24 protein-coding genes and 1 pseudogene are annotated in these 26967 nt (G+C 67.2%); 16 read left to right on the top strand and 9 right to left on the bottom strand.

The window, feature by feature from the left end; translation table 11 throughout:
* Positions 1-199: 199 nt before the first annotated feature.
* Positions 200-2443 carry a WD40/YVTN/BNR-like repeat-containing protein gene (locus tag OZ403_RS11245; RefSeq protein ID WP_268784183.1) on the bottom strand — a complete coding sequence of 748 codons (2244 nt, stop codon included), beginning with the start codon at positions 2441-2443 and terminating at the stop codon, positions 200-202.
* A 366-nt stretch (positions 2444-2809) separates the two neighbouring features.
* Positions 2810-4270, bottom strand: a complete 1461-nt coding sequence (locus tag OZ403_RS11240) for a hypothetical protein (RefSeq protein WP_268784182.1) — start codon at positions 4268-4270, stop codon at positions 2810-2812.
* A 651-nt stretch (positions 4271-4921) separates the two neighbouring features.
* On the opposite strand from OZ403_RS11240, the gene OZ403_RS11235 reads away from it, so the two are divergent.
* The 3 genes from OZ403_RS11235 to OZ403_RS11225 all read left to right on the top strand — a co-directional run bounded on the left by OZ403_RS11235 (position 4922) and on the right by OZ403_RS11225 (position 7910).
* On the top strand, positions 4922-5908 hold the full coding sequence (locus OZ403_RS11235; protein WP_268784181.1) for an alpha/beta hydrolase: 987 nt from the start codon (positions 4922-4924) through the stop codon (positions 5906-5908).
* A gap of 110 nt (positions 5909-6018) precedes the next feature.
* Positions 6019-6939 (top strand): hypothetical protein, encoded by a 921-nt coding sequence (locus OZ403_RS11230; protein ID WP_140874108.1) that lies wholly within the window; start codon positions 6019-6021, stop codon positions 6937-6939.
* 221 nt (positions 6940-7160) lie between these two features.
* Positions 7161-7910: a hypothetical protein gene (locus OZ403_RS11225; RefSeq protein WP_268784180.1), complete on the top strand. Its 750-nt coding sequence runs from the start codon at positions 7161-7163 to the stop codon at positions 7908-7910.
* Positions 7911-8113: 203 nt separating this feature from the next.
* Here the strand turns inward: OZ403_RS11225 and OZ403_RS11220 are convergent, their stop codons facing one another.
* Complete coding sequence (locus tag OZ403_RS11220; RefSeq protein WP_268784179.1) at positions 8114-8452, bottom strand: hypothetical protein; 339 nt, start codon at positions 8450-8452, stop codon at positions 8114-8116.
* 390 nt (positions 8453-8842) lie between these two features.
* On the opposite strand from OZ403_RS11220, the gene OZ403_RS11215 reads away from it, so the two are divergent.
* From OZ403_RS11215 to OZ403_RS11180, 8 genes are all read left to right on the top strand, one after another.
* Positions 8843-9130 carry a DNRLRE domain-containing protein gene (locus OZ403_RS11215; RefSeq protein WP_268784178.1) on the top strand — a complete coding sequence of 96 codons (288 nt, stop codon included), beginning with the start codon at positions 8843-8845 and terminating at the stop codon, positions 9128-9130.
* A 399-nt stretch (positions 9131-9529) separates the two neighbouring features.
* Complete coding sequence (locus OZ403_RS11210) at positions 9530-10021, top strand: DoxX family protein (protein ID WP_268784177.1); 492 nt, start codon at positions 9530-9532, stop codon at positions 10019-10021.
* A gap of 382 nt (positions 10022-10403) precedes the next feature.
* Entirely contained in the window at positions 10404-11765 is a 1362-nt protein-coding gene (locus OZ403_RS11205; protein ID WP_140853650.1) for a PQQ-dependent sugar dehydrogenase, read from the top strand.
* Between the two features lie 187 nt (positions 11766-11952).
* On the top strand, positions 11953-13305 hold the full coding sequence (locus OZ403_RS11200; RefSeq protein ID WP_268784176.1) for a thioredoxin family protein: 1353 nt from the start codon (positions 11953-11955) through the stop codon (positions 13303-13305).
* Between the two features lie 272 nt (positions 13306-13577).
* Positions 13578-15293 (top strand): B12-binding domain-containing radical SAM protein, encoded by a 1716-nt coding sequence (locus OZ403_RS11195; RefSeq protein ID WP_140789367.1) that lies wholly within the window; start codon positions 13578-13580, stop codon positions 15291-15293.
* A gap of 85 nt (positions 15294-15378) precedes the next feature.
* Positions 15379-16089 (top strand): siderophore-interacting protein, encoded by a 711-nt coding sequence (locus OZ403_RS11190; protein WP_268784175.1) that lies wholly within the window; start codon positions 15379-15381, stop codon positions 16087-16089.
* Between the two features lie 128 nt (positions 16090-16217).
* Positions 16218-16682 carry a carboxymuconolactone decarboxylase family protein gene (locus OZ403_RS11185; protein WP_140853644.1) on the top strand — a complete coding sequence of 155 codons (465 nt, stop codon included), beginning with the start codon at positions 16218-16220 and terminating at the stop codon, positions 16680-16682.
* Between the two features lies 1 nt (position 16683).
* Positions 16684-17550 carry a sigma-70 family RNA polymerase sigma factor gene (locus OZ403_RS11180; RefSeq protein WP_140853642.1) on the top strand — a complete coding sequence of 289 codons (867 nt, stop codon included), beginning with the start codon at positions 16684-16686 and terminating at the stop codon, positions 17548-17550.
* 105 nt (positions 17551-17655) lie between these two features.
* Here the strand turns inward: OZ403_RS11180 and OZ403_RS11175 are convergent.
* The 4 genes and pseudogenes from OZ403_RS11175 to OZ403_RS11160 form a co-directional block, all read right to left on the bottom strand.
* Positions 17656-18051 (bottom strand): annotated as a pseudogene (locus tag OZ403_RS11175) (DinB family protein); the annotation flags it as partial.
* Between the two features lie 261 nt (positions 18052-18312).
* Positions 18313-20454 (bottom strand): patatin-like phospholipase family protein, encoded by a 2142-nt coding sequence (locus OZ403_RS11170; protein WP_268784174.1) that lies wholly within the window; start codon positions 20452-20454, stop codon positions 18313-18315.
* 341 nt (positions 20455-20795) lie between these two features.
* Positions 20796-21074 (bottom strand): hypothetical protein, encoded by a 279-nt coding sequence (locus tag OZ403_RS11165; protein ID WP_140789362.1) that lies wholly within the window; start codon positions 21072-21074, stop codon positions 20796-20798.
* A gap of 175 nt (positions 21075-21249) precedes the next feature.
* A complete protein-coding gene (locus OZ403_RS11160; protein WP_237078199.1) occupies positions 21250-21738 on the bottom strand; it encodes an ATP-binding protein in 489 nt (162 codons plus the stop codon).
* Positions 21739-21853: 115 nt separating this feature from the next.
* Between OZ403_RS11160 and OZ403_RS11155 the strand changes: the two genes are divergently transcribed.
* Both OZ403_RS11155 and OZ403_RS11150 read left to right on the top strand, forming a co-directional pair.
* Positions 21854-23164: a hypothetical protein gene (locus tag OZ403_RS11155; protein WP_237080286.1), complete on the top strand. Its 1311-nt coding sequence runs from the start codon at positions 21854-21856 to the stop codon at positions 23162-23164.
* A 138-nt stretch (positions 23165-23302) separates the two neighbouring features.
* The gene (locus OZ403_RS11150; protein ID WP_140796405.1) at positions 23303-23506 is read left to right on the top strand and encodes a DUF4343 domain-containing protein; all 204 of its coding nucleotides are present in this window, start codon (positions 23303-23305) and stop codon (positions 23504-23506) included.
* Between the two features lie 69 nt (positions 23507-23575).
* On the opposite strand, the gene OZ403_RS11145 is transcribed toward OZ403_RS11150, so the two are convergent.
* Both OZ403_RS11145 and OZ403_RS11140 read right to left on the bottom strand, forming a co-directional pair.
* Complete coding sequence (locus OZ403_RS11145; protein ID WP_237078196.1) at positions 23576-23734, bottom strand: hypothetical protein; 159 nt, start codon at positions 23732-23734, stop codon at positions 23576-23578.
* 78 nt (positions 23735-23812) lie between these two features.
* Positions 23813-23941, bottom strand: a complete 129-nt coding sequence (locus OZ403_RS11140) for a hypothetical protein (RefSeq protein WP_257792138.1) — start codon at positions 23939-23941, stop codon at positions 23813-23815.
* A gap of 272 nt (positions 23942-24213) precedes the next feature.
* On the opposite strand from OZ403_RS11140, the gene OZ403_RS11135 reads away from it, so the two are divergent.
* From OZ403_RS11135 to OZ403_RS11125, 3 genes are all read left to right on the top strand, one after another.
* Complete coding sequence (locus OZ403_RS11135) at positions 24214-25179, top strand: 3-hydroxyacyl-CoA dehydrogenase family protein (RefSeq protein ID WP_140789361.1); 966 nt, start codon at positions 24214-24216, stop codon at positions 25177-25179.
* A complete protein-coding gene (locus OZ403_RS11130) occupies positions 25176-25766 on the top strand; it encodes a hypothetical protein (protein WP_268784173.1) in 591 nt (196 codons plus the stop codon). Before OZ403_RS11135 ends, OZ403_RS11130 begins: the two co-directional genes overlap by 4 nt.
* Before the next feature lie 387 nt (positions 25767-26153).
* Positions 26154-26903 (top strand): transposase zinc-binding domain-containing protein, encoded by a 750-nt coding sequence (locus OZ403_RS11125; RefSeq protein ID WP_268784172.1) that lies wholly within the window; start codon positions 26154-26156, stop codon positions 26901-26903.
* Positions 26904-26967 lie beyond the last annotated feature (64 nt).

Raw genomic sequence — 26967 nt, 5'->3', positions numbered from 1 at the left:
GGGCGGCTTGCCACCCGAACGGAGGGCGGGATTTTTTCCCCTCACTTCACCCGTACGATTTCCGGCGAGGGCTTCTGGGTCGGGCGCTACGACAAGGCCCGGTGGTATCGCCTGGAGTGGCAAACCCACCGGGCCGCGGCCCCGCCATGCGGGCTGTCACCACAGAGACGCAGCCCGCCCCATTTCGGCGCGGCCAGCCTCAGCGCTTGACGCGAAGCACCTGGAAGCCCACGCCCGCGCTCCCGAAGCCGCTTGCATCCTCCACGCGCACCACCAGCTCTCCGGATGGCAACGTGCCCCAGGCGTCCGCGCGCGTCAGGTCCGCACCGCTCATCCGCTCGTACCGGTGTGACTCCTGCCACGTCACGCCGTCTTCGCTGATGAAGAGTCGCGCGGACACGTCACCGGACGCATGCACGTCCCCATCGCGGGACCAGGCCGTGCCCATCACCCACCCGCCCCCGGGCACCGCGGTGAGCGAGTACGCCGGCCCCGGCAGCTCCATCAGCGAACTCACGGTCCCCTCCGGAGACAGGCTCAGGAGCTTCGGGTGCTCGGGCTCGAACAACGTTGACTGGCCGAAGAGCAGTGCCCCGCCCGTGTGCACCACCCCCGCCTGGGCATTGGCCTTGTAGCCACGCAACAGCGGCGTCCAGGTCCACCCGCCATCCGTGGAACGAAGCACTGCGGCCTGTGCCTCGCTGCTCCCCATGGTCGCCCACAGCGTGCCCGTCGCCGGGTCCGCCACCAGGGCAGAGCCGTGCCGGTGCGCCGTGAACATGGAGCGCACGGACCACGTGGCCCCGCCGTCCGTGGTGGCCCATAGCCGAATCGGCACGGCGGCCGAGGTAAAAGACTGGTACTCGAGGAAGAACCACGTGCTCCCCAAGCGCGCGAAGCTCTGGGGCCCCCGCGCACGATACGTGCCCAGGCGCAGCTGGTTCCCCCACGTCATCCCCCCGTCCGTGGAGCGCTGGAGGAAGTACTCCCCGCTGTGACTCGCCACTGCCAGGAGCGCCCCTCCCTCCATCGCCGCCACCGTCCACAGGTTGCCACCCCGCTGCCCCCGAGCCGAAAAGGTGCGCCCACCGTCCGTGCTCGCCATCAACCGCGAACGCGGGCCCTCAGCGGGAATGCCGTACAACGTGCCGGCCCCGTCCACCGCGAGCAGCTCGTGCGTGGAAAGGGAGCGCACGAGCTCCAGGACGAAAGGTCCCTGTCCCGGCCCCGGCTCCGGTTCCGGCGGAGGCGCTTCATCGAGCACCAGCGACACCCGCGACACCGAGCCCCGCGAGCCCGCGTCCACCGCCTCACCATAGAGGCAGGGCACCTCGCCGCTGCCCTCCGGCAGGACATCCACCGCGTTGAGGTAGCCCTTGAACGTCGCATCCCCGTCGAGCGCCACCACGCGCCCAAGCGTTCCATCCTCGTCCACCGTGCGCACGCGCAGCTCGTAGCTCATATTGAGCGCCCGCACCTGGTTGTAGAAGACATACAACGTGTCGCCGATGCGGGTGATGGCAGGCTGGGTCGCCCAGTCCGAGCTGCCCTCCACCAACACGCGGGGACCAAAGCTGCTCCCGTCGAAGTGCCGGTAGTAGAGCTTCTCCAGCTCGTCCTTGTAGACGAGGTGCATGCCCTCCTTCCCATCCGCCACCGCGCTCAACGCCGCGCCATGGTAGATGCCGTCAAAGAAAGCCTGGCGCACCGGCTCCCACGTGCCCTCCGGGTCCGAGTCGGAGCGGATGCGCATGCGCGCGGGCTCCCAGCCGTCATGCATTCCGTACAAGAAGACGAGCTTCGTCCCCAGGCTGAGCAGCCGTCCCCCACCCCGTCGGCGGACCTTGTCTAGCGCCTGAGCCGAACCGAAGCCCTGCCCCCCATTCGAGGACACGGACACCATCGCCGTGGCGCCGCCGTCGAGCTCCAGACGGAAGGCCTGCACCCACAGCCGTCCCTGCGAGTCTCGCGCCAGCAAGGCCCGTGAGTAGGCCGTGCTGGCGTCCGCGTCGAACACCCGCACCGCGGGTTCCGGCGCCCAGGTATTCGCCCCGGGCTGATAGCGCCACCACTGGAAGTAGACGTCGTGCTGACTGGATGCCGCCAGTTGTGGCCCCTCGTAGGAGTAGACAAGTGCCACATCCATGCCCACGGCCAGGAGTTCTGCCCGGTCCGTGTGCGCTGCGTTGGGCTGGATGTCCCCCACCCGCCGCAGTGTTCGCAGTGCGTCCTCGGAGCGGTAGAGCACCAGCCCCTTGCCGTCCACGCCCCCGTGCTGGATGGCCACCAGCCACGTCGGCGGACGATTGCTTCCGGTTTCGATGCGAACAATGTGGCGCTGCGCCGGGAGCGTCAGGGCATTGCCCCCGCTCACCGGCACCAACGCCGAGCCACTCGCCGCCGCCATCACCACGGCGAGCATGGAACCAGCCAACCCCGTCATCTGTCCCCTCCTCGAACGTCTCGCCGGGAAACTGAGCGCGAGAGCGCACGAAAGGAAGGAGGCCCACGCATCTGAGACGATTCCACCGGAAGGAGTGAACGGCCCCCTGCCCGCGGATGCACTCGCCATCCCTGCGCACCAGCACCAACAGGGACTTCTGACGCGGACAGCCCGGCGAGGAGGACGAAGCACCCCTTGGTGAATTCTCCCCTGTGTTGGGAGGGCATCCCCACTACCGCCCATCACCAGCAACGCGCCCCCCTGCGAGCCTCTGAACACTCGGCGAGGTCTCGGGACAGAGCGCGTTTACAGACGCGAGGGGCGATGGCTGTTGGACTACCGCTGGTCGCGAGGCAGCGGCCTCCGTCACTGGTTGGCCAGCGCCGTTCGCAGGCTGTCGAGCAGGTAGGAGTTGAGTTCCTCGCTCGACAGCTTCGGCTCCTCCCGGAGTCGGGCCCGGGCGAACTGCTGCCACTCGTGCAGCTCTCGCGGCGTCGGCTCGCGCTTCATGTTCGCGGGCATGCCCCGGTAGGCGTGGAACATGAATTCGTAGGCCTCCCGGATGAAGCGCTCGATGTTGAGCTCCGCGGGCTTGCTCATGCCCGTCAGTTCGTTACGTACCGCATCGCGGATGGTAAATTTGAGCTCCTCCGGGGTGATGTCCGGGTCCTCCCGCCGCTTCTCCGCCGCGAAGGCACGCCAGGACTGCATCTCCTCGGGCGTGGGGGCGCGGGACGCGCCCAGGTAGCACAGCGACACCCAGCCGATGGCCTCCATGATGAAGCCATCGATGTTCGCGGGGGACAGGGTGTCCATCCCCAGTGCCTGCGCCCGAATGGCGTCGGTGATGGCGTGTCTGAGCTCCTCCGGCGTCATCTTCGGATTCTCCGCGAGCTTCGCGGTGGCGAAGGCACGCCAGTGCGCCATCTCCGCCGGGGAGGCGTGGCGCGTCTTGCTCTCGTAACACATCGAGACCCACCCGATGGCGTCTTCGATGAACCGATCGATGTTCGCGGGCGACGCGGAGTCCGTGCCTGTCATCTTCGCGCGGAGGGTATCGGTGATGGCGTACTTGAGCGCCACCGGAGACATCTCCGGGTCCTCCCGCAGCTTCTCCGCCGCGAAGGCGCGCCAGTACGTCATCTCCGCTGGGGAGGCATGACGCTCCTTGCCCTGGTAGCAGAGCGTGACCCACTTCACGGCGTCTTCGATGAACTTGTCGACGTTCTCCGGTGACGTCGAGTCCATCTTCATCACCTTCGCCCGCACCGCGTCGATGATGGCGTACTTGAGTTCGTCCGGCTGGATATCGGGGTTCTCCCGCTTCTTCTCGGCGGCGAAGGCGCGCCAATGGTGCATGTCTTCTTCGGTGGCGTTACGCGACTCCCCCTCGTAGCACCAGGTCACCCAGCCGATGGCTCCGGAGATGTACAGGTCGATGTTCTCGACCGTCGCGACATCCAGCCCGTCCCGCTCGAGCCGCAGCTCGTTCGCGATGGCGGCGCGGACCTGCTCGGCGGTGATTTGGGGGTTGCTGGCGCGAAGCTCACGCGCGAAGCCCAGCCACTTGGACCGCTCCGGTCCGCGCGGCCACCGGTCGCCCTGAAAGATTTCCCGGTAGGCCTCGTCGACGCAGCGCGCCATGCGCTCATCGGTCAACAGGCCCAGCAGGGAGGGGAGAACCTCCCTCGCATGGGCAGCCTGCTGCATGGCGTTGGAAGGGCCCAGGGACTCGATGTTGTAGTGGCGGGCAGCCGCGACCGGCGCGGCATGCTGGGCCGGAATCACCGAGCCGAGCAGGTCCACGAACGCGCGGGCGGAGCTCATGTCCGCCAAGGTCCGGACCTTGGGCGCGGAGACAGAAGGTAGACGCTCACCAATCCTCGTCATGAATCCCCCAGGCGAATGCGCTCTCATTGCCTCGGGTGGATTAAGTGGCCTAGCCGGGGGACGATAGGCCCCCTCTCAAGAAATGGCATCTGCCGGCGCGGGCCCCTCCCTCGTGGACTTCCTGGTGAAGACGTTCAGGCGCCAGGACCTGGTTCGGAAGCGCTCAGCGGGTTGAGCGCATCGAGCCGACGGACAGGTGCCTTCAGTCACAGTACCTGTACATCGTCCCCAATGAGCATCCCAGGCGCTTGCCGGTCCCCTTGCAGAACGGCCCGTCCTTCATTGCCTTGTCCTTGGCGATGACAGCCTGCAGGCTGTCTCCCTGGGTCCAGTAGAGGCACTCGTACACCGGCCCCGCCATCGGGCAACAGCCGCAGCCACAGGCTTCATACGTATCGCCGACATCGGGCGGAGCGCCCTGTGCCGTAATGGGGTGAGGCATTGGTGCGTTACACCCCACCGTGAACGCCAGTAGCACTCGCAACGCACGCATGTGTGGACAATAGGGAGAACCACGCGGGCGTGCCCATCCGCCAGTTGCCTGACAGCCGCTTTGCGGGTGTCACACCCATCCGGTATGGAACGCGCATGACTCGCCCGACCTCATCGACGGACTTCGATCCACAACTGGCCCCCCTCCTCCCGCCGCTGAAGGGGTATGTGCCCTTGCAGATGACGTTGGAGCAGCTCGAGCACTTCCGCCGGTTGAGCCACGTGACCCGGGAAACGCTGATTGGCGACGCGCAGGTCAGCTGCGTTGACTACAGCATCCCCGGATACCAGGGCGCCGAAATCGTGGTCTCGGTCATTTCCCGGCAAGGCCACTCGGTTCCCGGTCCCGCCATCTATCACATCCATGGCGGCGGCATGGTGATGGGCACCCGCTTCGCGGGGGCGAAGCCGCTCGTGGAGTGGGTGCTCCGCCATGATGCGGTCTGTGTCACCGTCGAGTACCGGCTGGCACCCGAGCATCCAGCTCCCACCCTGGTGGAGGACTGCTACGCCGGGCTGGCGTGGATGGCGGCGCATGCGGACATGCTCCGGTTTGATCCGAATCAGTTGGTCATCTTCGGCGGGAGCGGCGGTGGAGGGCTCGCGGCGGGCACCACGCTTCTGGCTCGGGACCAGCAGGGCCCTCGGCTGCTGGGCCAACTTCTGCAATGCCCGATGCTGGACGACCGGAACGAGACGGAATCCGCACACCGATACGATGGCGTCGGCGTCTGGGACCGCACCAGCAATCTGACCGCCTGGAGAGCCGTGCTGGGAGACCGCTGTGGAGGCCCCGAGGTGTCTCCGTACTCCGCGCCCGCGCGAGCATCGGACTTGAGCGGGCTGCCGCCCACCTTCATCGACGTCGGAGGAGCGGAGACGTTTCGAGATGAAGTGGTCGCCTATGCCCGCGGAATCCTGGCAGCGGGTGGTGAGTGCGAGCTGCACGTCTGGGGCGGAGCCTTCCATGGCTTCTATGACATCGCCCCGCAGTCCGACCTGGCGCGCGCATGCATCGCGACACGCGACGCGTGGCTCGCACGGATGTTCGCCCGCGGCGCCATGAGCCCGTGTCCTCCGTAGTAAAAATGAAGTGGGCTCAACGGGCTGCTGGCGGGCCGTGTATCTGCGGCCCCTGCCACTCCGTCATCACTGCCCTCCGTCTCCCCCTCTTGCTTCCAGGAATTCCCCCCATGCTCCTTACACACCGCGTCCCACGAGTCCTGGCCTTCGCCCTGCTCCCACTCCTCTCCGCCTGTTCCTCTTCCGAATGCACGGAGAACCGCGACTGCGCATCCCGTGGACCGGACATCGTCTGTGTGGAGGAGACCTGCGTTCAGGCCTCCTTGCCCGACTCGGGAACCGTCGACGCAGGCCTGGAAGACGCCGGGGTGGACGCGGGTTCGACGGAGCCGGGCTCGGATGACGGTGGCGTGGACGCAGGCTCGGGCGATGCCGGCGCGCCGGACTCGGGCACGGATGCCGGGAGTTCCGCGCCGGAGGCTTCGCTGCGCATCACGGAGATCAATCCGTACGTCCAGCAGGAACTCATCGAGCTGGTGGCTGTCACCGGCGGTTCGCTGACGGGCATCTCCCTCAAGGAGCTCACCAACTCCGACTTCACCTTCACCTTCCCCCAGGGCTACACGGTGGAGACGGGCGCGGTGTTGGTCCTCCACCTTCGCGGCGCCTGCACGGATGCCCCTGGGAACCCGGCCTCCTGTGGACAGGCCGCCCCATTCACCGCCGGGGCATGGGACTTCAGCATGCCGGGCGCGCTGAGCTACTCCGGCAAGGTCTTCGAACTCTTCGCGTCGGACGGCACGCCCATCGACGGCGTTCCCTTCGTCCGGGCCTCCGGGGAGATGCCCTCCAACATCGTCGCAGCGGTCCAGCGTCTGCAAGCAGACCGGGTCTGGGACCCGACGCCTTGTGTGCATGACCTCCAGACAGGGTTCGCCCGTGACCGGTACTGCCGGAACATCGCGGTGGACTGGTCCAACATGAACGCGGACGCAAACGTCATGCGCATCGCCGGAGACTCGCCGCTGACGACGCCCGGGACTCGGACACAGTGGAGCGGCCCCCTGCCTTCGCGCTGGGGCACCTACTAGCGAGGTCGGGGCCGGGCGCCGCAAGGCGAGGGCACTGTCGCTCGTATTATGCGCCCCGCATGACTCCAACCGAGGCGCAGAAGACTGCACCGTCATGGCTTCTGCTCCTGCCACTTCCCGCCATGATCCTGGGCGCCTTCGTCGCATGGCGAAGTGGCGCTCCCATCGCCGCATTCGCCATCAATGCGACGGCGGCGGCACTGGGTGCTGGCGTGGCGGCCATGGCAGGACGCCTCTCGAGCGCGATACTCCTGAGAGTCTCCGGCCCCCTCTCCGTCATCGCGGTGCTGCTCACCGCCTCGACGCTCCTCTTTCCGGGACTCGACGAAGTTCATCGATGGATTGAGCTGGGGCAGGTTCGTCTCCACGCTTCCGCCGTGGCGGTGCCGTGGGTGCTCCTCGGAATGAGCGATGCGCTGCACCGGCGCTTCTCCGCCGCTGCAGTCCTTGCCGTGGGGTTATCGGCCGTCCATGCCGCGCAACCCGACGCAGGCCAGGGGACTGCCTTCGCACTGGCGGCGAGCACCCTGCTCGCCCGCGCGCACTCGACGCACTGGCTCCAGCGTGCCTTCAGTTGCACCGTCGTTCTCCTCATCGGCTTCGGTGCATGGCTCCAGCCGGACCCACTCCCCGCGGTCCCCCACGTCGAGCGCATCCTCCAACTCGCCGCCAGTCTGGCGCCCGCGCTCGGCATCGTGGCAGTGGCCGCGCTTGCCCTTCTCCTTCTGCCCGCCGCGCCAGGCACCGCCCGATGGAAGACAAGCGATGGCCCTGGAACACCCCTCGCTACCAGCCTCTTCGTCTACATCGCCGCGACCCTCTGCGTGCCGATGCTCGGCAACTTCCCGGTACCCGTCATGGGAGCAGGGGCTGGTCCTGTTCTCGGTTGGTACATGGCAACAGGGATTCTCGCGGCGCCCAGGCGGCGGCTGACTCCGCGTGAGGACCCCACCCCCATGGCCGTTGCATAGAGGGCAACTGGGGATACCCCATGGCGGACGAACTCGACTGTTCGTTTCGCCAGCGCGTCTTCAGCAGGGGAAGAAGCGCATGCAGTAGCGCGCCTCGCCTCTGGAGGCCACGCCCGCGTGCGGCGTGGGGCTCCGGTTGCAACACCAACGCACCCAGAGAGCGACGGCCGCCAGGTGACGCATGGGTCCCCTATCAGGCGCCCTCATGCCGGCGAGACGGGGGCCGGTGCGTTGCCCTTGAGCAAGGTCAGCAGTCCGGCGAGCAGCCCGACCCCAGGCGAGCCTCCAAGGAGCGCTGCTCCCAGGATGGCCCGCGAGTAGTCGTCCCCTGTCGGTGCGCCCGATGCCTCGGGGCCACTGAACATCCACAAATAGGCTGATACGCCCACCACCACCGTGGATGCTCCGGAAATCAGCAGGAACCGCTTCCACGAGCCGCGCCCCTTTCGCACCGCGAACAGGTGGATGAGGAGTGACACGACCCCGAGCACGCCCCCTCCAAGGAGCGCCAGAAAGAAAGACCCGATGACGAAGATTCCCATGGCGCGGCATCCTAGACCGCCACCCCGCGCCTCGACACTACGGGTCTGGGAATGAGCGTGCCCGGCCCTTCTCAGTCGTGATGTACACCTGGATTCACGGCGGCATCAGGACCCGTGTCTGACAACTCTCACAGAGAGGCAGACCTGATGCATTTCTTGAAGCAGTTCTCTCCGCCTCACCGACATTCGCTCTCGCTGACGGCCCTGCTCGCGCTCTGCGCCGCGGGGTGCGGCGATGTCAGCGTGGAGTCCTCTCCCGAACCCCCGCTTCCCGTCGCCACCCGAACCTCCGCGCTGGGCGGAACCACGGTGACGAGGGAGCCCGTGGCCGATTCTTAGGTCACCTCCTCCGCACCGGACACCAACTACGGCCAGTATTCCGCGTGGGAAGTGAACCGCCAGTACAGTCACGTCTACCTGCGCTTCGACTTGAGCCTCCTGCCACCGAATATACGAGTGCGCTCAGTGCGGCTCTCCGTGACCGCCAACACTGGCGTCGCACATAGGGGCGACGGAAACGCCTACACGACCTACGTCCCCGATGACGATTGGCACGAGCGGACCATCACCTGGAACAACAAGCCAGCGGGCTCGGGAGACACGCGCGGGGAGCGGAACCTCTGGTACAGCGACACGACGGAAGCAGAGAAGATGGGCGTCAACTCGATTGATGGGTAGGAGTGCCGCGTCGTGACGAGCTTCAGCCTCGCGTGAGATTTCCATTGGCGATGCCAAGTCCGGCGGAAACCACACCGCCGCCGGAGAGTCCTCCAACGACGGCGTTGGGCCAACCGGTCAGTGCTCCGGCGGGTTCGTCGGGTTGACGGCCGCGCGTGACGTTCGCGCCTGCACCCGCTGGGTCCTTCACTGCACAGCAATGGATGATGGCGCGCGGGCCAGAAGCGCGCTGAACCGAGGGAGGCCTGCCCCCCGCGAGGACTTCGTTCCTCCACCCTGCCCGCCAAACCGAGCGGCGGACAGTCAGGCGCGAAGGGCCGGCGATCTTTTTTCCGACCGACCGATGATTTTCGGCGGCCATGGCGGTCCAACCCTCAAAACCGCTTCACGGAGAACCCCATGACCATGACGACCCACACCGAATTCCAGCACACCGCCCCGGCCCCCTGCCTGCAGTCGGGCACGCAGTCCTCCTCGAAGAAGGCCCTGTGGACGGGACGCATCCTGAGCGGCATCGCCGTCCTCTTCCTGCTGTTCGATGCCACCGGGAAATTGCTCCAGATTCCGGAGGCGCAGCAGGGCACGGTGGAGCTCGGCTACCCCGTGAGCGTTCTCTTCGGCTTGGGAATCGTTCAACTGGCGTGCCTGGCGGTGTACCTCACTCCCCGGCTCTCGGTGCTGGGGGCCATCCTGTGGACGGGCTATCTCGGAGGCGCGGTCGCCACCCACGTCCGGGTCGGCAACCCGCTCTTCTCCCACATGCTCTTCCCCGTCTACATCGCGACGCTGCTCTGGCTGGGGCTCTGGCTGCGCGATGCGCGGCTCCGCGCCGTCCTGCCGGGCCAGGCCCCGTCGCCAAAGTCTTCAGCCCGCCCTGGCGCGGAACCGTAGCCCGCTCTTCTCGCCGGGCCCCAGGGCGCCCCCTGGGCTCGTGAGGCAGGAAGCCGGCTCTCGTCCTCGTCGCGCTCCTCCTGGGCGTTGGCCGGTGGCTCTTCGGCGGAGTCCCAGGTGAGCACCGCCGTGACGCCCCCGTGCACGGCCCAATGGGGGGCGTTGCCCTGGCACCGCTTCGCCGTGAACGGGATACTACGGCCACTCCATACAATTGGTGCCTCGCTGCACAGCGATTGGCGATGGCGTGCGGAGCTCCGCCCGAGAGCCGAGCCTCTGTCCGATGTCCGGCACGGTCCGGCCGCCGGTTGAAGCGCGGACTTTCCACTCGACACGAGGCACGCGATGTTCATTTCCGTTCTATCCCCCAGGAGAGAGTCGCATGCGAACCCTGTCATTGCCCCTCATCGTCGCCGCCCTCCTATCTGGCTGCAGCCAGACGCCAGACCCCACGCCAACGCCCCAGGACTCGGGCGTCCCGCAGCAGGACTCGGGCCTCCCACCGGAAGACTCGGGCGTTCCGCCAGATGACGCGGGCGTTCCGCCGGACGACGCGGGTGTTCCGCCGGACGACGCGGGTGTTCCGCCGGAAGAGCCGCTTCCCACAGGCCCCCCGGTCCCGCAGGGGCCGCCCAACGTGCCCGAGTTCGATCCGGCCTTCCCCGGGCAGACACGCGTCCCAGCCATCCAGACACAGACGCCCATCCAGGTCACCGAGATTGCCTCGGGCTTCAGGAATCCCTGGGCCATCGCCTTCCTGCCCGACCAGCGCATGCTGGTGACGGAGAAGCCCACCGGCTCGCTCTACATCGTCACACCGCAGGGCGCGAAGTCTCCCGCCGTCGTGGGGCTGCCCAACGTGGATGGCCGCGGACAGGGGGGCCTGCTCGACGTGGAGGTCGGCCCCGACTACGCGCAGAGCCAGCTCATCTACTGGACCTATTCCGAGCCACGCCAGGGCGGCAACGGGCTCGCGGTGGCGCGTGCGAAGCTCGTGGACGGTGCGCAGCCTCGCGTGGAGGACGTCCAGGTCATCTTCCGCATGATGCCCACGCTCGAGTCGACGCTGCACTCGGGGGGACGGATGGTGTTCACCCCCGACGGCAAGCTGTTCGTCACGCTCGGGGAGCGCTCCATCCTCGCGGGCCGGGTGCAGGCTCGGGACGTGAACAGCCACTTCGGCAAGGTGGTCCGCATCAATCCCGACGGCTCCGTGCCCCAGGACAACCCCTACGTGAATACCGAGGGGGCGAAGCCGGAAATCTGGTCGGTGGGCCACCGCAACGTCCTGTCGGCGGCGCTCGACAGCCAGCACCGGCTGTGGACGGTCGAGATGGGACCGCGCGGGGGTGACGAACTCAACCGCCCCGAGGCCGGCAAGGACTACGGCTGGCCCACCATCGGGTATGGCGAGGAGTACTCCGGCGCGCCCATCCACGAGAGCCCTCGGGGCCCAGGCATGGAGCAGCCCGTGTACTACTGGGACCCGGTCATCTCTCCCTCGGGGATGACCATCTACTCGGGGACCCTGTTCCCCGAGTGGCGGAACAACATCTTCATCGGAGGCCTGTCCAGCCAGGCGCTGGTGCGGCTCATGATGCGGAACGACCGCGTGGTGGGCGAGGAGCATCTCCTCAAGGACCTGGGCGCGCGCATCCGCGAGGTGGTGCAGGGCCCCGACGGAGCCCTCTACCTGCTCACCGACGCCACCAACGGAAAGCTGCTCAAGGTCACGCCGCGCTGAAGTCACCGCCGGCCACGGCATGCTCCACGCTCCCCGAGCGACTCGGTCCTCGGGGGGCGCGGAGCTGCGGCTCCAGCCCTCCCCCTCTCAACACAGCCCCTCTCCGTCCAATCCGTCCGCATTCCGGAACCGCACCAGCCCCCGGGGTGTCTGGGGCCCGCGTCGAGCCAACAACCCCGGAGAATCCATGACGATGAGACTCGCCGTCGGCGCCCTGCTGCTGCTCTGGGGGTGCGCGACGCCTCCCGCCACCCCGCAGCGCACCCTTCCCGCGAAGGCAGGGCCCGTCTTCATGGAGAATGACTGGGAGGGAGCGCTCCGGGCGGGGCGGGAGGGCCGGCGGCCTGTCCTCGTGGAGGCCTGGGCCCCCTGGTGCCAGTCGTGCCGGTCCATGCGCGCCACGGTGCTGACGTCCCCCGCCCTGGATGAGTGGGCGGACCGCTTCGTCTGGCTCGCGGTGGACACGGACGCCGACACCAGCATGGCCTTCCTCCAGCGATACCCGGTGGACACGTGGCCCACCTTCTTCGTCCTGGAGCCAGAAACGGGTGCCGTCCTCGCGCGCTCGTTGGGTGCGGTGTCCCTCCCCCAATTACTGGGCTTGCTCGAGCAATCCGAGCGGACCTTCCAGCAAGGCCGCCTGGGCACGGAGGCGCTGGTCCGGGCGGATGCGCTCGCCCTCTCCGGTCAGCACGGCGAAGCCGCGGCGGCCTATCAGCGGACCCTGGAGCAGTTGGCACCCGCGGACGCGCGCCGCGCGGGCGCCCTCGTGTCCTGGAGCAAGTCGCTGGCCGCCACGGGCGCCTCCGCGGACTGCATGCGGGTGGCCGCGAGGGAGCTGCCGAAGCTCTCGCGCGTGGACGATCGCACGCGGCTGCTGTACGTGGGCATGGGCTGCGCGCTGGACACGGACACCGATGAGGCGCGAGCGGTGCGCGGCCAGTTCGCCGAGGAGGCAAACCGGGCCCTGGGTGCTCCCGAGACCGAGCTGACTCCGCTTCAGCGCTCGTCGCTCTACGAGCTGGCTTGCGAGGCCCGTGAGGCGTCCGGGGACGAAGCGGGGCTGCGCGACCAGGCACGGACCTGGTGGGCGTTCCTCCAGCGCCAGGCCACTCACGCGAATGGGGCCGAGGAGCGCGCGGCGCTCGATTCGCATCGGGTGATGGCCACCGCGCTGCTGGACGAGCCGGACGCCGCCATTCCCCTCTTGGAGCGCAGCGAGCGGGAGCTGCCCGGGGACTACAACCCGCCAGCCCGGCTCGCGGCGCTGTACCTGATGGCCGGGCGGAAGGATGAGGCGCTGACGGCGAGCAAGCGGGCCCTGGCCCTGGCCAAGGGAGTCTCCCGAGGCACCGTGCTCGCGGGCCATGCGCGCATCCTCATGGCACATGGCGAGCGGGCACACGCGGAGCGACTGCTGACCGAGGCCTTGAGCGAGATGGACCGGACGCCAGGCATTCCCCAGGACCATCTCCAGCGAAAGGTCCTCGAGCGAACCCTCGCGAGGCTTCGCACGAGCAACGGTGCGTCGCCGAAGTGAACGGCGGACGGAAGGCCGCCATGACCCGGCTCGGGTGCTCCGCGAGCACCTCTCATGCCCGCGTGTTTCGGAGCAGACTGGCTACCGGGCGTGAAGCAGGACGCGGAGTTCCAGTCCCCGCTGCGTGCCGCGGACCTGGCGGACCTGCTGAAATGCTCTGCCATACCAGGATGGGGACGGGCAGCCAGGCGGACGGGCGCCACCATTCCGCCCGAGACGGGCCTGTTTCGCCTACGCTGCCCGCCGTCTCCTGAAAGGCCGGTGTACGTCGCATGGGCGGTCGTGTCCTCTCTCCAGTCCTCCTCGTCGGTGCCGGAACGGGGGAGGCCACGTGCGGCATCCTGTACCTGGCGGGCTACCTGCGGCGCGGCGGCATCGAGGCCTTCGTGCGGCTGTACGACGGGGATGAGACCGAAGCCGAGGTGACACGCACCTTCGAGGGCCTCCTGCGCCGCGTACGCCCGAAGCTCGTGGGCATCAGCCTCAAATGGTTCCACCACGTGGACCGCGCGCTGCTCATCGCGAGGACGGTGCGGCGGCTCGACCCCTCCATCCGCATCGTCGTGGGAGGCAACTCCGCGTCGTACTGGTGGAAGGAGCTGAGCGGCTACGACAGCATCGACCACATCGTGCTGGGCGACGGAGAGGTGCCACTGCTGGCGCTGTGCAACGGCGAGGAGGCGCCGCCCAACGTCGTGACGAGGAGTCCGGACGGCCGGCCGCGCCGGCTGCCGCTGGAGTACGTGCAGCGCTCCACGAACACGGACGACATCTATTACTCGCACTTCAACGACATCTTCCTCAGCCAGATGGACCAGCACTCGTTCTCCGGCTGGGTCGCTCCCGGCAAGGGGTGCGGTGAGAACTGCCTGTATTGCGGCGGGGCGCGAGGCAACCAGAAAGCGGACTTCGGGCGCGCGAAGCCCTTCCTGCGCGCCGAGGAGAACGTGCGCCGCGACCACCAGGAGATCGCCGCCCGGACGTGGCAGATGCGCTACGACTTCGCGGGCAGCACCGCCGGGTTCCTGAGCAGCAGCTGGGCGGGCGTGGACCTCTCCAGCCATTGCTGCACGTACTTCCTGTGGGGCGTACCCCGGGTGGAGCTGGTGGCGGCGCTGGCCGCGACGTTCCAGCGCGTCTACATGGTCATCGATATCGGTTGCTTCTCCGAACAGCAGCGGCTGGAGCAGATGGGCCGGGGCCTGCTCAAGCCCTGCGCGAAGGACCACGAGCTGCTGGAAGTCATCGACGCCTGCCGCAAGTACCCCAACCTGGACATCGAAATCTCCGGCATCGGAGGCCTGCCTTTCGCGAGCAAGGCCACCCTGGCGGAGGAGCTGCGGCTCGTGGAGCGCATCATCGGCCTGGACTGCGTGGTGGGCTACCAGCGGCTCGAAGCGCAGCCCGGGGCGCTGGTGACGCAGCACCCCGCGCGCTTCGACATGGTGACAGAGGCGAAGACGTTCGCGGAGTTCCTCGGCTACTTCGAGCGCCGCGAGCCCGGTGACGTGTCCGTGCCGATGATTCGCTTCCGCGACGCGGGGCTGGAAGCAGCGGTCCAGCACACCTCCGACCGGGTGGACGCGCTGGCATGGAAGCACCGCGACACGCGCAAGAGCGTCGCCATCCAGGGCAGGACGCGGCTGCGCAACACCGCCCCCTGGACCCAGCGCTTTACCCTGGGGGAGTGGCTGGGCAGCCATCGCGCCCCCGCGAAGCTCGCGGGTGAGGCGGTGACGGTCCTCCGCTCCGTGGATGGCATCACGATGAGCTGCGCTCCTTCTGTCAGCCCGAAGCGGTTCTCCGACCCCACGCTCACGCAGGGCGAGGACGGCGCCATCCTCCTGGCCGCCCTGGCTGCTTTCGAGCACCCCACGACCGTCTCCAGCGCGGTGTCAAAGCTCGGCGCGAAGGCCCGGCTCGACCCGCATTCCGCGCGAGAGGTCATCGACCACCTGGTGGACGGACGCTTCCTCCAGCCGGAGTGAGCTTTCGCACCACGGGGACGGCTTCACGCAACTTCACGAGCCCCAGACAGGAGGGGCGCATAAGGAAGCCGGGAGGGAGGTGCCAATGGCATCCGCGAAGACCTTGCTGGGAAGTGTCCTGGGGCGTTTCCTCTTCACCGACAGCCGTGTGACGCAGGTCCACGAGCGCTCGCGCGTCTTCCGGCAGATTGACTGCGAGGGGCCCGCGTTGAAGGGACAGGGCTGGACCCCTGGCGACAAGGTGCAGGTCTTCCTGCCAGGGCTGGGCATGCGTACGTACACGCCGCTGTCCTGGAACGAGGAACGGGGTGCCACCTCCTTCCTCGTGTACCTGCACGGCGACAGCCCGGGTGCGAGCTGGGGCCGCGACGTGAAGGTGGGCGACACCGTCCAGTTCTTCGGCCCCCGGCGCTCGCTGTCCCTGGAGGCCGGAGACGCGCCGGTGGTGCTGTTCGGCGACGAGACGTCCTTCGCAGTGGCCTACGCATTCCGAACCGCGGCGAGGCGGGACGTCACGCCCGTCTTCGAGGTGACGGAGCCTGACGCATGCGTCCCCGTGCTCCGTGAGTTGGGCTTCGAGGGACAGTCCGTGGCGCGGGAGCCTGGGGACGCCCATCTCGCCCGCCTCCATGAACGGCTACGAGAGGCGATGGGCGCGAAGCCCGGGGCGGCGCTGGTGATGACGGGCCGGGCGCAGTCGATCCAGGCCCTGCGCGCCCGCTTGCGCGGCGACGGCGACCGCGCCACGCCGAAGGTGAAGGCCTACTGGGCGGTGGGCAAGACGGGGCTCGACTGATTCCTCGCCCCGGGAACGGTAGGGCGAATAAATCGGCCGGAAAAGGCCATGTCACATGCGGCCCCGGCTGCGTCGTCCTGAAGTTGAACGCAGGCACTTTCGCCCTGCCCGACACTCAGGAGCCGCCCATGAAGCCCCGGCTGAACCCGTACGCCGCCGCCCCCGATGCGATGAAGCTGACACTCGATTATGGCCAGAAGCTGCTGGAGTTGGGCCTGGAGAAGAGCATCCTGGAGTTCGTGAAGATCCGCGCCTCGCAGATCAACGGCTGCGCGTTCTGCATCCACATGCACACCCGGGACGCCCGCGCGCATGGGGAGACCGAGGAGCGCATCTACCTGTTGGACGCTTGGCGCGAGTCGCCTCTATACACCGAGCGCGAGCGAGCGGCCCTGGCCTGGACGGAGGCCCTGACGCACGTCTCCCAGACGCACGCGCCCGATGAGGACTACGCTGCCCTCAAGCCGCACTTCTCGGAGCAGGAAATCGTGCACCTCACCCTGCTCATCGGGATGATCAACACCTGGAACCGCATCGCCGTGGGGTTCCGCTCCATTCACCCCGTCACCGCTCCCCGCACCGAGGCCGCCTGACGTGAATCCCGCTGACGCCTTCGACCCACTGCGCCCCCGCTTGCTCCGCATCGCCTACCGGATGCTGGGCATCGTCGCGGAGGCAGAAGACGTGGTGCAGGAGGCGTACTTGCGCTGGCACCAGACCGACCGCACCGCCGTGCGCGACGCCGAGGCCGTGCTTGTCCGCACGGTGACGCGGTTGTGTCTGGATGTCCTGAAGTCCGCCCGCGTACGCCGCGAGGAATACGTGGGCACCTGGCTTCCGGAGCCCATCGTCGATGCGGTGGAGAGTGATGACTTGACGCTGACCCTGATGATGGCCCTGGAGCGACTGTCCCCTCTGGAGCGAGCCGCCTTCCTCCTGCACGACGTGTTCGGCATGGACTTCGAGGAGGTGGCGAAGGCCATCGACCGGGACCCGGCCGCCTGCCGCCAGCTCGCCAGCCGCGCGAGGGCTCACGTGCGCGAGGCTCGGCCCCGCTTCCCCGTGTCGGAGGCGAAGGGCCATGAGCTGGCCTCGGCCTTCTACGCCGCGTCACGAAGCGGGGACATGGGCGCGCTCCAGGCACTCCTGGCCCAGGACGTCGTCGTGTACTCCGACGGTGGCGGCAAGGTGAGGGCGGCCCTCAACCCCATCTACGGGCAGGAGAAGACGCTGCGCCTCTTCGAGGGATTGCTGCGCATCAGGGGCGTGAACTACTCGCAACTGGTGCACGAGGGATTCATCGACGGACTGCCCGCCTTCGTCACCCTGGAGAAGGACGGCACGCTCCAGACGACCGCCCTGGGCATCGAAGATGGCCGCGTCGTTACCATCTACGTCACCCGCAACCCGGACAAGCTCCGCAGCGTCCGCGAGTTGGTGAGGGACCAATTGCCGTCTTGAGGTGTGGCCCGTCTGAGCGCGGGGTGCGGGAGCTACCGCCCCCAGGTGCGCAAGGTGCTGCTGATCGCGGCTACACAGATTGTGCACCAGGCTTTGCAGCGACAGTGGACCGTAGCCCTCGAACACAGCGGTGCGATGGAGCTGCTCGGGCGACAGGCTCGCGATGAGCGCCACCGTCTGCGCACAGGCCTCCCGGAACTCCGCCAGCGCGAGGTCCGCGGGCCGGCTGCCGTAGGCGCGCTCCCTGGCCAGGGTATCGGTATCCGGCGACGCCAGCGTTGGATTCCATTCGTCCCGCGTGCGACGCAGGCGAACGTGGTAGCCCAGAATCTCGATGTCCCGCACGTGCCAGACCTGCTCGATGGCGGTCAAAGGCGCACTGGGCACGCCGTCCCACGAAGGGGGGGCCCAATGCTTGAAGTCCTCCGGGATGGCGGCGTAGTGCGCTTCGAGCTGCGAAGGGAAGTCCTCCAGGGCCTGGATTGTGATGGATGGGACCATGAGGGCAAGCCTCTGAAATGCCGGGCGATGGCGAAGCCAATGGTGGAACCGGGCAGCGCATGAGGTCAGAGCCCCCACTTTGACATTCAATCCACGAGGTGCCCATGCCGGCCCCGCCGCATCATCCCCCGAGCACGGCATCAGCAGCACCGCAGGACTCTCGTAACTCGTGGCCCAAAGAACGGGGGCCAGATCACAACCGTGGGACGCCCGTGCGTTGATTGCAACGTGAGGCCTCGCCGCAGCCAAGGTCGATGTCAATCAGTGCTCGGGCGTCACACGCAGGATGCTCTCGGGCATGGGCTCATCGTACGCGAAGAAATACCGCTTCCGCTCATTTCGTGCGTACGGAATTCCGGTTGTATTTCCGGAGGTCCATTTGTCGATGAGCACGGTCAGGGCCTCGATGCGCTGTATCGCCTCTTTGCGCCATCGTGGCCACCGCGATTCCTGCGGGACACGGTACCACCCTCGCCCGTTTTCCTGAGACATTGCCAAGAGCGCCGCGTACTGGCGCAGCAACTCCTGACGCCAGTCCCCATCCTTTGACTCATTCTCGTATCGCTCTCGCAGACGGAAGAACTCCTCCTCCAATCGTCCGAGCAACACGAGCAGGCGCACCCAGCGGTGTTCATCGAATCCAAACTCACGCCGCAATCTTTCCGCGGCACGACCACCCTTCTCGGCAATGGTCTGGATGGTGCCCACCCCCATGTTCAGATTGAGTCCCCCCTCCCCATCCGCCAGGCGGACGTGAGCCACCCGCTCTCTGTAACTAGGCAGGCGGGCTTGCGTATTGTCACGATAATTCTGTGCGGTATCGAAGATTGCCCCTAGAAACTCACGCAACCACGTAAGCGGGTAGACATGAGGCGTGAGGACACATCGGGGCTGTGCCAGAAAGACATCATCACTCCCCCGATGAATGGACGCCTCCCTGGGCCCAGTGATGTTCGTGGGCATCTGCGAGTCCGCCAGATTAATCCCAAACGTCGGACGTTGAGGCAACCAGTCATCAAACATGTGAATGGGGAAATTACTCGAAATCCCTCCATCACTAAACCAGTTCTCCAGCAGGTCGCTCTTCTCAGCACCAGCATCCTTCACCCGCAGCACATAGGGCCTTTTCCCTTTGCTCAACGTCTCTCGCATCTGAAAAACACTATGCCTGATGGTGTAGAGACGTACCGCACTGAGGAGCAAAGGGAAACTGAGACTCATCCTCGTGGCAACCACGACGGGCAGCGCGTTACCTGCAGGGAACGGATAGAAGCCTTTGTCCCGCGCCTTCTCCAAGTCGAAGTTTTCGAAAGCGGCCTTGGTTCGCTCACTTTGAGTCTTGTTGAGCGGATACGTTCTCACATCCATCCAATTTTTGAGATATCGCACCACCTCAAGGGGGAAGAGGCGACGCATGTCGTCGGCACAAAAGAGATACCCAGCGTCCAGTTCTTCCGGGTGCACGACTCGCCTGCTCGATGCGTCCGCGTCTTCGCCGTGCAACGTATAGGGCTGACGCTGACTCAGATTCGTTGTCACCATACGAAAGTCGATGCCAACAGCCTTGCCCTTGTCATCTTTCTTTTCCCGTAACCGGCCAAGAGTCAGGACGTCATCGCTGTCGAGTCCCGCGAGCTTCTGGATGTGCTCGTGCAGCCAGGGAGTCAGTGCCGGGTACTTCGGGGCCTTGCTCTCGGACGAGACATCCATTCCTGTACAAAGGGCGAAGAAGCTTTCGTCCTTGGCTCTCACATACGCAACCCCACCCTTGAGTGACTGCCAGATGTCGAGTCCCCTCCGCATCACGCCGGCCAAAGACCAAAGCGATGATCCCATTGCCAGCGTCTTCACGGGACGTGAGGCCCAACGTGCCATGGTCGCAACGGGCCATGCCATCAATGCAAGGGACTGACGAACTGCTCTAATGGGCAGTATGCCTCGCTGCGCTGCCACGTCGGGCCCCTGAAGAACCTTTCGCACCAACTCCATCCATTGAAGTATCTGTCGCTTCTCCCCAGGCTCATTGAAAGCGGTGATTGTCGCGACAACGGCATCGAATAACTTGCGCGCTTGAGGGGCCGGCTGGAAAAGATGGAGGAGGAATCCTGCTTGCTGAAGCTGCTCCATCATGCTGCGCAAACCGGCGAACCCTACGTCTGGGCGTGAATTCTTCTCTCGGCCATACTCGGCGGCGGCAGCTGCGGCAGCAGCGATAGCGCCGGCAGAAGTCCCTCCCAGCGAACGGAAGCGATACTGCCGCGCCAACTCCAGGATTGCCGGTGGATAGACGACACCGCTGGTGACACCTCCTTTCATGATGAGGTCACACTCATCATGAGGGTTTTGGTACGCGGTATTCTCGAAATGGCTCTTGCTTGCAGTTGTAGGTATTGCCAGGGTCATGGTTCCCCCTGAGAGCCCGTCAAGATTCAAACCGGGGCTCCCCATCAGGCCAAGTCTTGACACTCAGTTCAGGACGCGCCACCCGGAATATTGGCTCGCGGCCTTTCGAGCGCCCAAACTACTGAGACCATTCTGCAAGCCCGACGAAAGTCGGCGCAGACTTCCCGGGGGCCAGCGAATCCAGCGCAGAAGACCTCGTTCACCCTCCAAAGCCCTCGACGCAGCCAAGCCCTGTGGCGGACTGCGCGCTCCTCGCCCTCCTGCCCCTCCATTGGGCCACTCTTCGTGCGCTGAGCAAGCGCCTCGTTCCCTGTGCTCCGCTTACCCGTACGAGTGGCCGTTCACTCCTCTGAATGAGGGTGGGCTGTCCGTAACACCGAGCCAAAGCAGAAGCGGCTGAACTGGTAGCCGCCCGGCACCGCCTCCAGGTACGCCTGCCACAGCAGCAGTTGGGTGACGCCCTTCTTCTTCAGTTCCGCATGCACGCGCGCCCAGTCCTGCTCCGGACGCTCCGCCAGCACCTTCGCGTCCTCGGGGAACAGCAGCGCCGCCAGCGCCACGTCATCGTCCAGTTCCAGTGGCAGCGGCCGCCCGCCCCAGGGAGTCGCACACCGTGCCATTGCCGATGCCCAGGCTCGCCGCAATCGACCGCGTCGTCAGCTTCGCTTCGAACCTCAACCGGAACAGCTCTCTCAACTCCCGCATGGACAGCCTCTGTGCCGCCATCTCCTCCGAATCGGAGGCGCAGTGGCCTGCTGCTGCCCGGCGCCGTCATGGCGCCTGTCGCGCCCCTCCTCACCGCAGGTGCTCGACATGCCCCGGAACACGCAGTGGAGTCGTAGACGTCGATGCGATAGCCGCGTAACTACCGTCGGGTCCGAGAAAACGCAGCGGGAGAGCAGGACCGGCCGGTAGCGGAGGAATCCAGCCCTTCTTGGCCTTGCGCTCGGCGCGAGACGCATCGGCTACGCGCCGGCGGTAGCTGTCACCCTCGATGCTGATGATGCTCGCGTGGTGAATGACGCGGTCGATGTGGGCGATGGCGCACTCGGCGCTGGGGAAGATGGTCGTCCATTCCGAAAACGGGAGATTGGTCGTCAGAACAATCGGCTTCTTCCCATCCCTGCGCGACACCACCCGGAAAATCAGGTCCGCCTCCTTGAACGCAGTTGGCTCCAGAGCAACACCGGCCTTCGAGCAACCTGTCCCCTCACCCGCGCTCTTCTCCGGCCGCCATGCCATGGGCCACGGTTTCAGGCGTTCGTTCAAGGTGCGACGAAGCACGCGTGGATGCGTCCAGCGTCTGTCCATTCGCCAGCTTCAGCATGGATACCGCATTGCGACCACCTGCCCCCGCCGTGGACCCTGCCGCCGGACTGATGTTGCAAGGGGGCAATTCATGCGTGGACTGTCAAAGCAAACTCGTGGCTGGGGCGCGTTGCTCCTCGGGGGGCTACTCACCCTGGCGTGCGGCGGTGAAGCGGAGCTGTTCGAGGACAACGCTTCTTCGCAAGAGGACGTCGAGGCCGGGCTTCATGGTCCGGGGAACCAGGGGCCCTACCCGAACTGGTCGACACCGACCTTCTCGACGGATGCCCAGGTGGCCGAGGACGGAAACCAGTTCTTCGTGGCCTGGTCCGACGGCCGCCCCGGCCGCTTCTACGCCGCGCGCGTCTCGAAGAATGGCCGGCTGCTGGACCCGGATGCCATCCCCCTCAACCCCGGGCTTCGACCCGACGCCTACTTCCATGCGACCGCGTTCGATGGCCGGCAGTTCCTCGTCGTCTGGACCGGAGACAGCTCCATCTTCCTGACGCGTGTCAACCGGAACGGGACACTGGACGGCCCGCCGGTCACGCTCTTCACACCCACCGACCACCAGCCCGCGGGCTCCCCGGGCATCGCCTGCCACGACCGCAAGTGCCTGGTGGCGTGGATTGGCTTCGGCGGAACCGCCACTGGCGCGGTCCGCGGCATCACCCTGAACACGGCGAAGCCGGGCTTCGACGTCCAGGAGGTCTTCATCTCCAACCAGCTGTCTGCCATCAACTCCTATGGGGTCGCGGTGGCTTGGTCCCATGACCGGTACCTGGCGACATGGACGGACTCTCGTTTCGGCGGCCAGGACATCTTCGCCGCGAGAATCCGGCGCACGGGCGCGGTGCTCGACCCGGACGGCTTCGTCATCTCCGCTGCGCCGGGCAATCAGAACTTCTCGGCGGTGACGGCGACGAAGCAGGGCTTCTTCGTCGCATGGAGCGACGCACGCAATGGCACCGCCGACATCTACGGCGCCCGAGTGAAGGACGGGACGGCGAACGTCCTGGACCCCAGCGGCATCCCCATCGCCACCTCGAACACGAACGACATCACGCCCAAGGTCGCCTCCGAGGGCCACCAGGTGCTCGTCACCTGGAGCGCGCTGACGGCCGACACCGGCCGCGTCCGTGGCGCCCGGGTGAAGCTGAACGGGGACGTCCGTGACCGCCACGGCTTCGCCATCTCCCGGGGCGCGGCGGCTCGCCAGCTCGTGTCCGGCAACGTGGCCTATGCCAACGACAAGTACTTCGTCGTCTACGGGCGTGCCCCCGTGATGGATGAACCGCCCTACCAGGTCACCGTGGGGACCCGCGTGAAGCAGGATGATGTCTTGGACATCCCAGCCATCCGCATTTCGCACGCGCCTTCGGTCGAACAGTTCGCGCCGTGACGCGCGCCCTGGGTCAGGCGTTGTAGGCCCGCCCCACCTGGGACACACGCGCGGAGAGCAGTGTAGAGCGGACCGGAGCCGCTCACGGCGGAGTGCCGGGGCCTCTCGCCGGAGACGCCCGTGCTGTCCTCGGAAGTCGTGACGTTGGGATCAGAGGCACGGGCGCTCCTCGCCACCACGGCGGGGGCGCCCATGCTGCCTCGCACGTGCGTGCTGGACGCGGCCTGGGTGGAGGGCCGGGGCTGGGCGCTCCTGGAAGCCAACGCCGCGTGGGGCGCCGGGCTCAACGGATGCGACGCGGCCGAAGCCGCCCGCTGCATCGCCGAAGCCACGCGTGCCTGAGCCGCCTCACTTCCAGGGGCGACGCGTGGCCTACGAGCCCGTCCGCGGGTCGCGTTGAACGCGGGCGCCTCAGCGGCTGAACATGGCCTTGACGCTCAGGTCGTTCTGCTGACGGACCTCGGCCACCTTCGTCGCGTCGGCAGCGGCCAGGGCCTTTGGGGGATTCTCGGCGTCGAGGTCGGTGCAGTACACCGCCGTGCCCTGTTGCTGCCGCCAGGACCCCGACAAGGGGCCCGCGTCGATGGCATCGAAGCCCAGTGCGTCGACGAGCTGAAGAATCTGCTGTCGCGCCCGCGGGTCATCTGTTCATGGGACGAGCAACCTATTGAGGCGTTTCTCGGCGCGCTCGTCATTCCGCCGCGCCCCCTGCACCTGTGCGAGCAGCGCGCCCGTGGACAGGTCGAAGATGCGCGCGGGCATTTCGTTGGCAAGCATGACGAGCGCCTCGTCCCCAGGGCCACGGAGAAGGCCGGGGACGGGTGAGGGAACTCGTGCTGAAGCGCTCCCGTCCGTGCATCGAGGACGCGCACGCAGTGATGACGGGCGCCGCCGCCACGGGGAGGACCCCGCTGGGAGCAGGTGGCCAGGTCGACGAGCCCTCGGGCCCGCAGCATGGCCCAGTGCATCAATCACACACGCACCATGAACAATTACAGCAACACATCAAGGGGTTGTCTCTGTCGCGCGGGCTGGCAAGGCTGCGTCCCATGACACACAAGCGGCTGAAGAGGATTGGCATGGTGGGCGGGGGCGCCATGGGGTGCGGTATCGCGCTCGAGCTCGCCATCGCCGGCAGGCAGGTGGTGCTCTACAACACGCGCGCCGACAGCAGCGAGCGGGCGCGCGCGAAGCTGGAGCGAGACGCGGCGCTGCTGGTGGAGACAGGCCTGCTCGCCCCACAGCAGGCCCCCGCCGCGCTCGGACGCATTCGCCGCACCACAGTGCTCGCCGAGGCCGCCGTGGAGCAGGACCTGGTCATCGAGTCCATCCCCGAGGACCTCGCCCTCAAGCAGCAGCTCTTCCGCGAACTGGACCGGCTCGCGGCCCCCGACACCCTCCTCGCCACCAACACCACCGCGCTGAGCGTGACGGCCATCGCCCAGGACTGCACGCGGCCCGAGCGCGTCCTCTCCGCCCACTACTACCTGCCCGCGCACCTCATCCCGCTGGTGGACGTCATCCCCGGCGAGAAGACGTCCCCCGACGCGGTGGAGACGGTGCGGCGGTTCCTCGAAGAGCTGGGCAAGTCGCCGGTGGTGTTCTCCAGGGACGTGCCGGGCTCGGTGGGCCCGCGCCTGCAGCAGGCCCTCATTGGCGAGGCCATCCGGCTGGTGCACGAGGGCGTGGCCACGCCGGAGATGGTGGACCGCGTGCTCACCCAGGGCGTCGGACGGCGCCTGGGCGCTTCGGGTGTCTTCGACCGACTGGACCTGGTGGGGCTGGACTTCATGACGGCCCTCCTCCGCGGCACCGGCCGCCCCGTGCCGCCCGTGCTCGCGCAGAAGGTGGAGCGGGGCGAGTTGGGCCAGAAGGTGGGCCAGGGCTTCTACTCCTGGACGCCCGAGTCCACCGCCGCCTACGAGGAGCGCATGGCCCGCCACCTCGTCACCCAGCTTCGTGAGGACCGGGCGGCGGGCCGCCTCCGCACTCCCACGGCGGAGCTGGAGGAATGAGGACGGAGGCCGTCCTGCTGGATTCGGCGGTGCTGTCGGACTTCCTGGTGGACGCCATCCGCGAGTACACCACGTGCACCCCGGAGCTTCCGCCCAGGAGCTGGGCCGTGCTGCTGGGGCGCGTCGCCGGCGACGCCATGCGCGTGGAGCGTGTTCGCTTCGCCACCAACATCCGCGAGACGAATGAGCGCGTGCTCCAGGAGTTCGACACCACCATCATCCCCCGCTTCGGCGCCTGCTACGCCAACGGGCGTCGTGGCTTCTGGTGCGAGCCGCGGGAGTTGCTGCGCATCACCACCGAGGCCGCGGCCCAGGGACTGGACGTGCTCGGCTCCATCCACCTGCACCCGGACTGGCACCGCATCGGCCCGCTCCACGAGCGCGGCCTGCGAGTCAGCCAGGAGCCCACGCCCATGGACCGCCACCTCTTCCAGGGCAGCGGATGGCCGCTCAACATGATTCTCTACCTGGAGAGGCGAGAGGGCCGACTCTATCACTCGGTCGGAGCGTGGGCTCCGCCCGATGGCCTGGAGGCCGGCGCGGGCTGTCGCGCGCTGGCCATCCGCATGGAGACTCCAGAGCGGTGAACCGGTGCAAATCGACCAGCCGACGCCCCGGCTCCAGACCGAACCGGACAGAGACACCGCAGGGTGGGATGGCTGGGCTTCACAGTGGAGGCGGCGGGAATCGAACCCACGGGCAAGGCGATAGGAAACCCCAGGCAGGACGCGCTGTTACCCACTATCGCCTTGATCTCACGTCGGTTCGTTGTACCGCCCTATCCCGTCTTCCCCCGTCTTGTCCCGTTCTCATCCCCGCATGAGGGGCACACTGGGGGCACATGCGGCCACACAGGGTCAACCCGCTCACGGATGCGAGCGGCCCGAGTTCCCCAGTCTCGCAGTGCTCACGAGAAGCCCGTGGGAGGCTGACGGTAGCGAGTGCCCTGGCGAGGTGGGGCTGGGGAGGGGCAGGTGGAGGAGCGGGGGTGGGCGTACCGGCGGAGGCAGCCGGAGGGGACGGTGCTGTACGAGGCGGTGAGGGAGAACCTTGCCACGCTGCTGGCGGAGGCGCGCGACGTGGGGCGCGGCGTGCCCCGGTACGTGGAGCGGGACTTCGCCAGGTACCTGGAGTGCGGCGTGCTGGGGCACGGCTTCGCGCGGGTGCGCTGCGAGAGTTGTAAGGACGAACTGCTCGTCGCCTTCTCGTGCAAGGGGCGAGGGGTGTGCCCCTCCTGCAACGCGAAGCGGGCGCAGGTAACGGCGGTGCATCTGGTGGAGCAGGTGCTGCCGCGCGTGCCCTGCCGGCAGTGGACGCTGTCCTTTCCGCATCGGATGCGATGGGTACTGCTGAAGGAGAAGGGGCTGCTCTCGGACGTCCTCACCCTTTTCCTGCGAGCGGTGTTTGCCCTGCAACGTCGCAGGGCACGGCGGCAGGGCGTCCGCGGTGGACAGACCGGGGCCGTCTCTTTTCTCCAATTTTTCGGCTCGGCCTCGCAAGTAACGCCTCACTACCATGCGCTGGTGCCGGAAGGCGTCTTCGTGCCGGGGGAGGGCGGCGTGCGCTTCGAGGCGTTGCCGCCGCCCACGCAAGTTGATGTGGAGCGGCTGCTGAGGGTGGTGCGTCACCGGGTGCTGCGCCTGCTGGAGAAAAGAGGGGCCCTGCCCGCGCAAGGGCCTGAGGACGCGCTGCAACCAGGCCGGCGGCCCCTGCCACGCACCTGATGGGAGCGCGGCCTGGGCAGGCGTGGACCCCAAGGGGGTTCAATCGGTCTGTCCACCGGCCGGG

Origin of the sequence: Myxococcus sp. NMCA1 (genome assembly GCF_026810205.1) — a bacterium.
Taxonomy (GTDB): Bacteria; Myxococcota; Myxococcia; order Myxococcales; family Myxococcaceae; genus Myxococcus; species Myxococcus xanthus_A.
This window is presented reverse-complemented; position numbering and strand designations above follow the sequence as displayed.

Excerpts from the sequence above, each read along its gene's own strand:
- OZ403_RS11140 (WP_257792138.1), bottom strand. The coding sequence starts at position 23,941 with ATGCTTGCCAACGAAATGCCCGCGCGCATCTTCGACCTGTCCACGGGC.
- OZ403_RS11190 (WP_268784175.1), top strand. The coding sequence starts at position 15,379 with ATGGCATCCGCGAAGACCTTGCTGGGAAGTGTCCTGGGGCGTTTCCTC.
- OZ403_RS11225 (WP_268784180.1), top strand. The coding sequence starts at position 7,161 with ATGGCAGGACGCCTCTCGAGCGCGATACTCCTGAGAGTCTCCGGCCCC.
- OZ403_RS11220 (WP_268784179.1), bottom strand. The coding sequence starts at position 8,452 with ATGGGAATCTTCGTCATCGGGTCTTTCTTTCTGGCGCTCCTTGGAGGG.
- OZ403_RS11245 (WP_268784183.1), bottom strand. The coding sequence starts at position 2,443 with ATGACGGGGTTGGCTGGTTCCATGCTCGCCGTGGTGATGGCGGCGGCG.
- OZ403_RS11205 (WP_140853650.1), top strand. The coding sequence starts at position 10,404 with ATGCGAACCCTGTCATTGCCCCTCATCGTCGCCGCCCTCCTATCTGGC.
- OZ403_RS11170 (WP_268784174.1), bottom strand. The coding sequence starts at position 20,454 with ATGACCCTGGCAATACCTACAACTGCAAGCAAGAGCCATTTCGAGAAT.
- OZ403_RS11195 (WP_140789367.1), top strand. The coding sequence starts at position 13,578 with ATGGGCGGTCGTGTCCTCTCTCCAGTCCTCCTCGTCGGTGCCGGAACG.
- OZ403_RS11240 (WP_268784182.1), bottom strand. The coding sequence starts at position 4,270 with ATGAGCTCCGCCCGCGCGTTCGTGGACCTGCTCGGCTCGGTGATTCCG.
- OZ403_RS11135 (WP_140789361.1), top strand. The coding sequence starts at position 24,214 with ATGACACACAAGCGGCTGAAGAGGATTGGCATGGTGGGCGGGGGCGCC.
- OZ403_RS11185 (WP_140853644.1), top strand. The coding sequence starts at position 16,218 with ATGAAGCCCCGGCTGAACCCGTACGCCGCCGCCCCCGATGCGATGAAG.
- OZ403_RS11130 (WP_268784173.1), top strand. The coding sequence starts at position 25,176 with ATGAGGACGGAGGCCGTCCTGCTGGATTCGGCGGTGCTGTCGGACTTC.
- OZ403_RS11200 (WP_268784176.1), top strand. The coding sequence starts at position 11,953 with ATGACGATGAGACTCGCCGTCGGCGCCCTGCTGCTGCTCTGGGGGTGC.
- OZ403_RS11230 (WP_140874108.1), top strand. The coding sequence starts at position 6,019 with ATGCTCCTTACACACCGCGTCCCACGAGTCCTGGCCTTCGCCCTGCTC.
- OZ403_RS11210 (WP_268784177.1), top strand. The coding sequence starts at position 9,530 with ATGACCATGACGACCCACACCGAATTCCAGCACACCGCCCCGGCCCCC.
- OZ403_RS11155 (WP_237080286.1), top strand. The coding sequence starts at position 21,854 with ATGCGTGGACTGTCAAAGCAAACTCGTGGCTGGGGCGCGTTGCTCCTC.
- OZ403_RS11235 (WP_268784181.1), top strand. The coding sequence starts at position 4,922 with ATGACTCGCCCGACCTCATCGACGGACTTCGATCCACAACTGGCCCCC.
- OZ403_RS11165 (WP_140789362.1), bottom strand. The coding sequence starts at position 21,074 with ATGGCACGGTGTGCGACTCCCTGGGGCGGGCGGCCGCTGCCACTGGAA.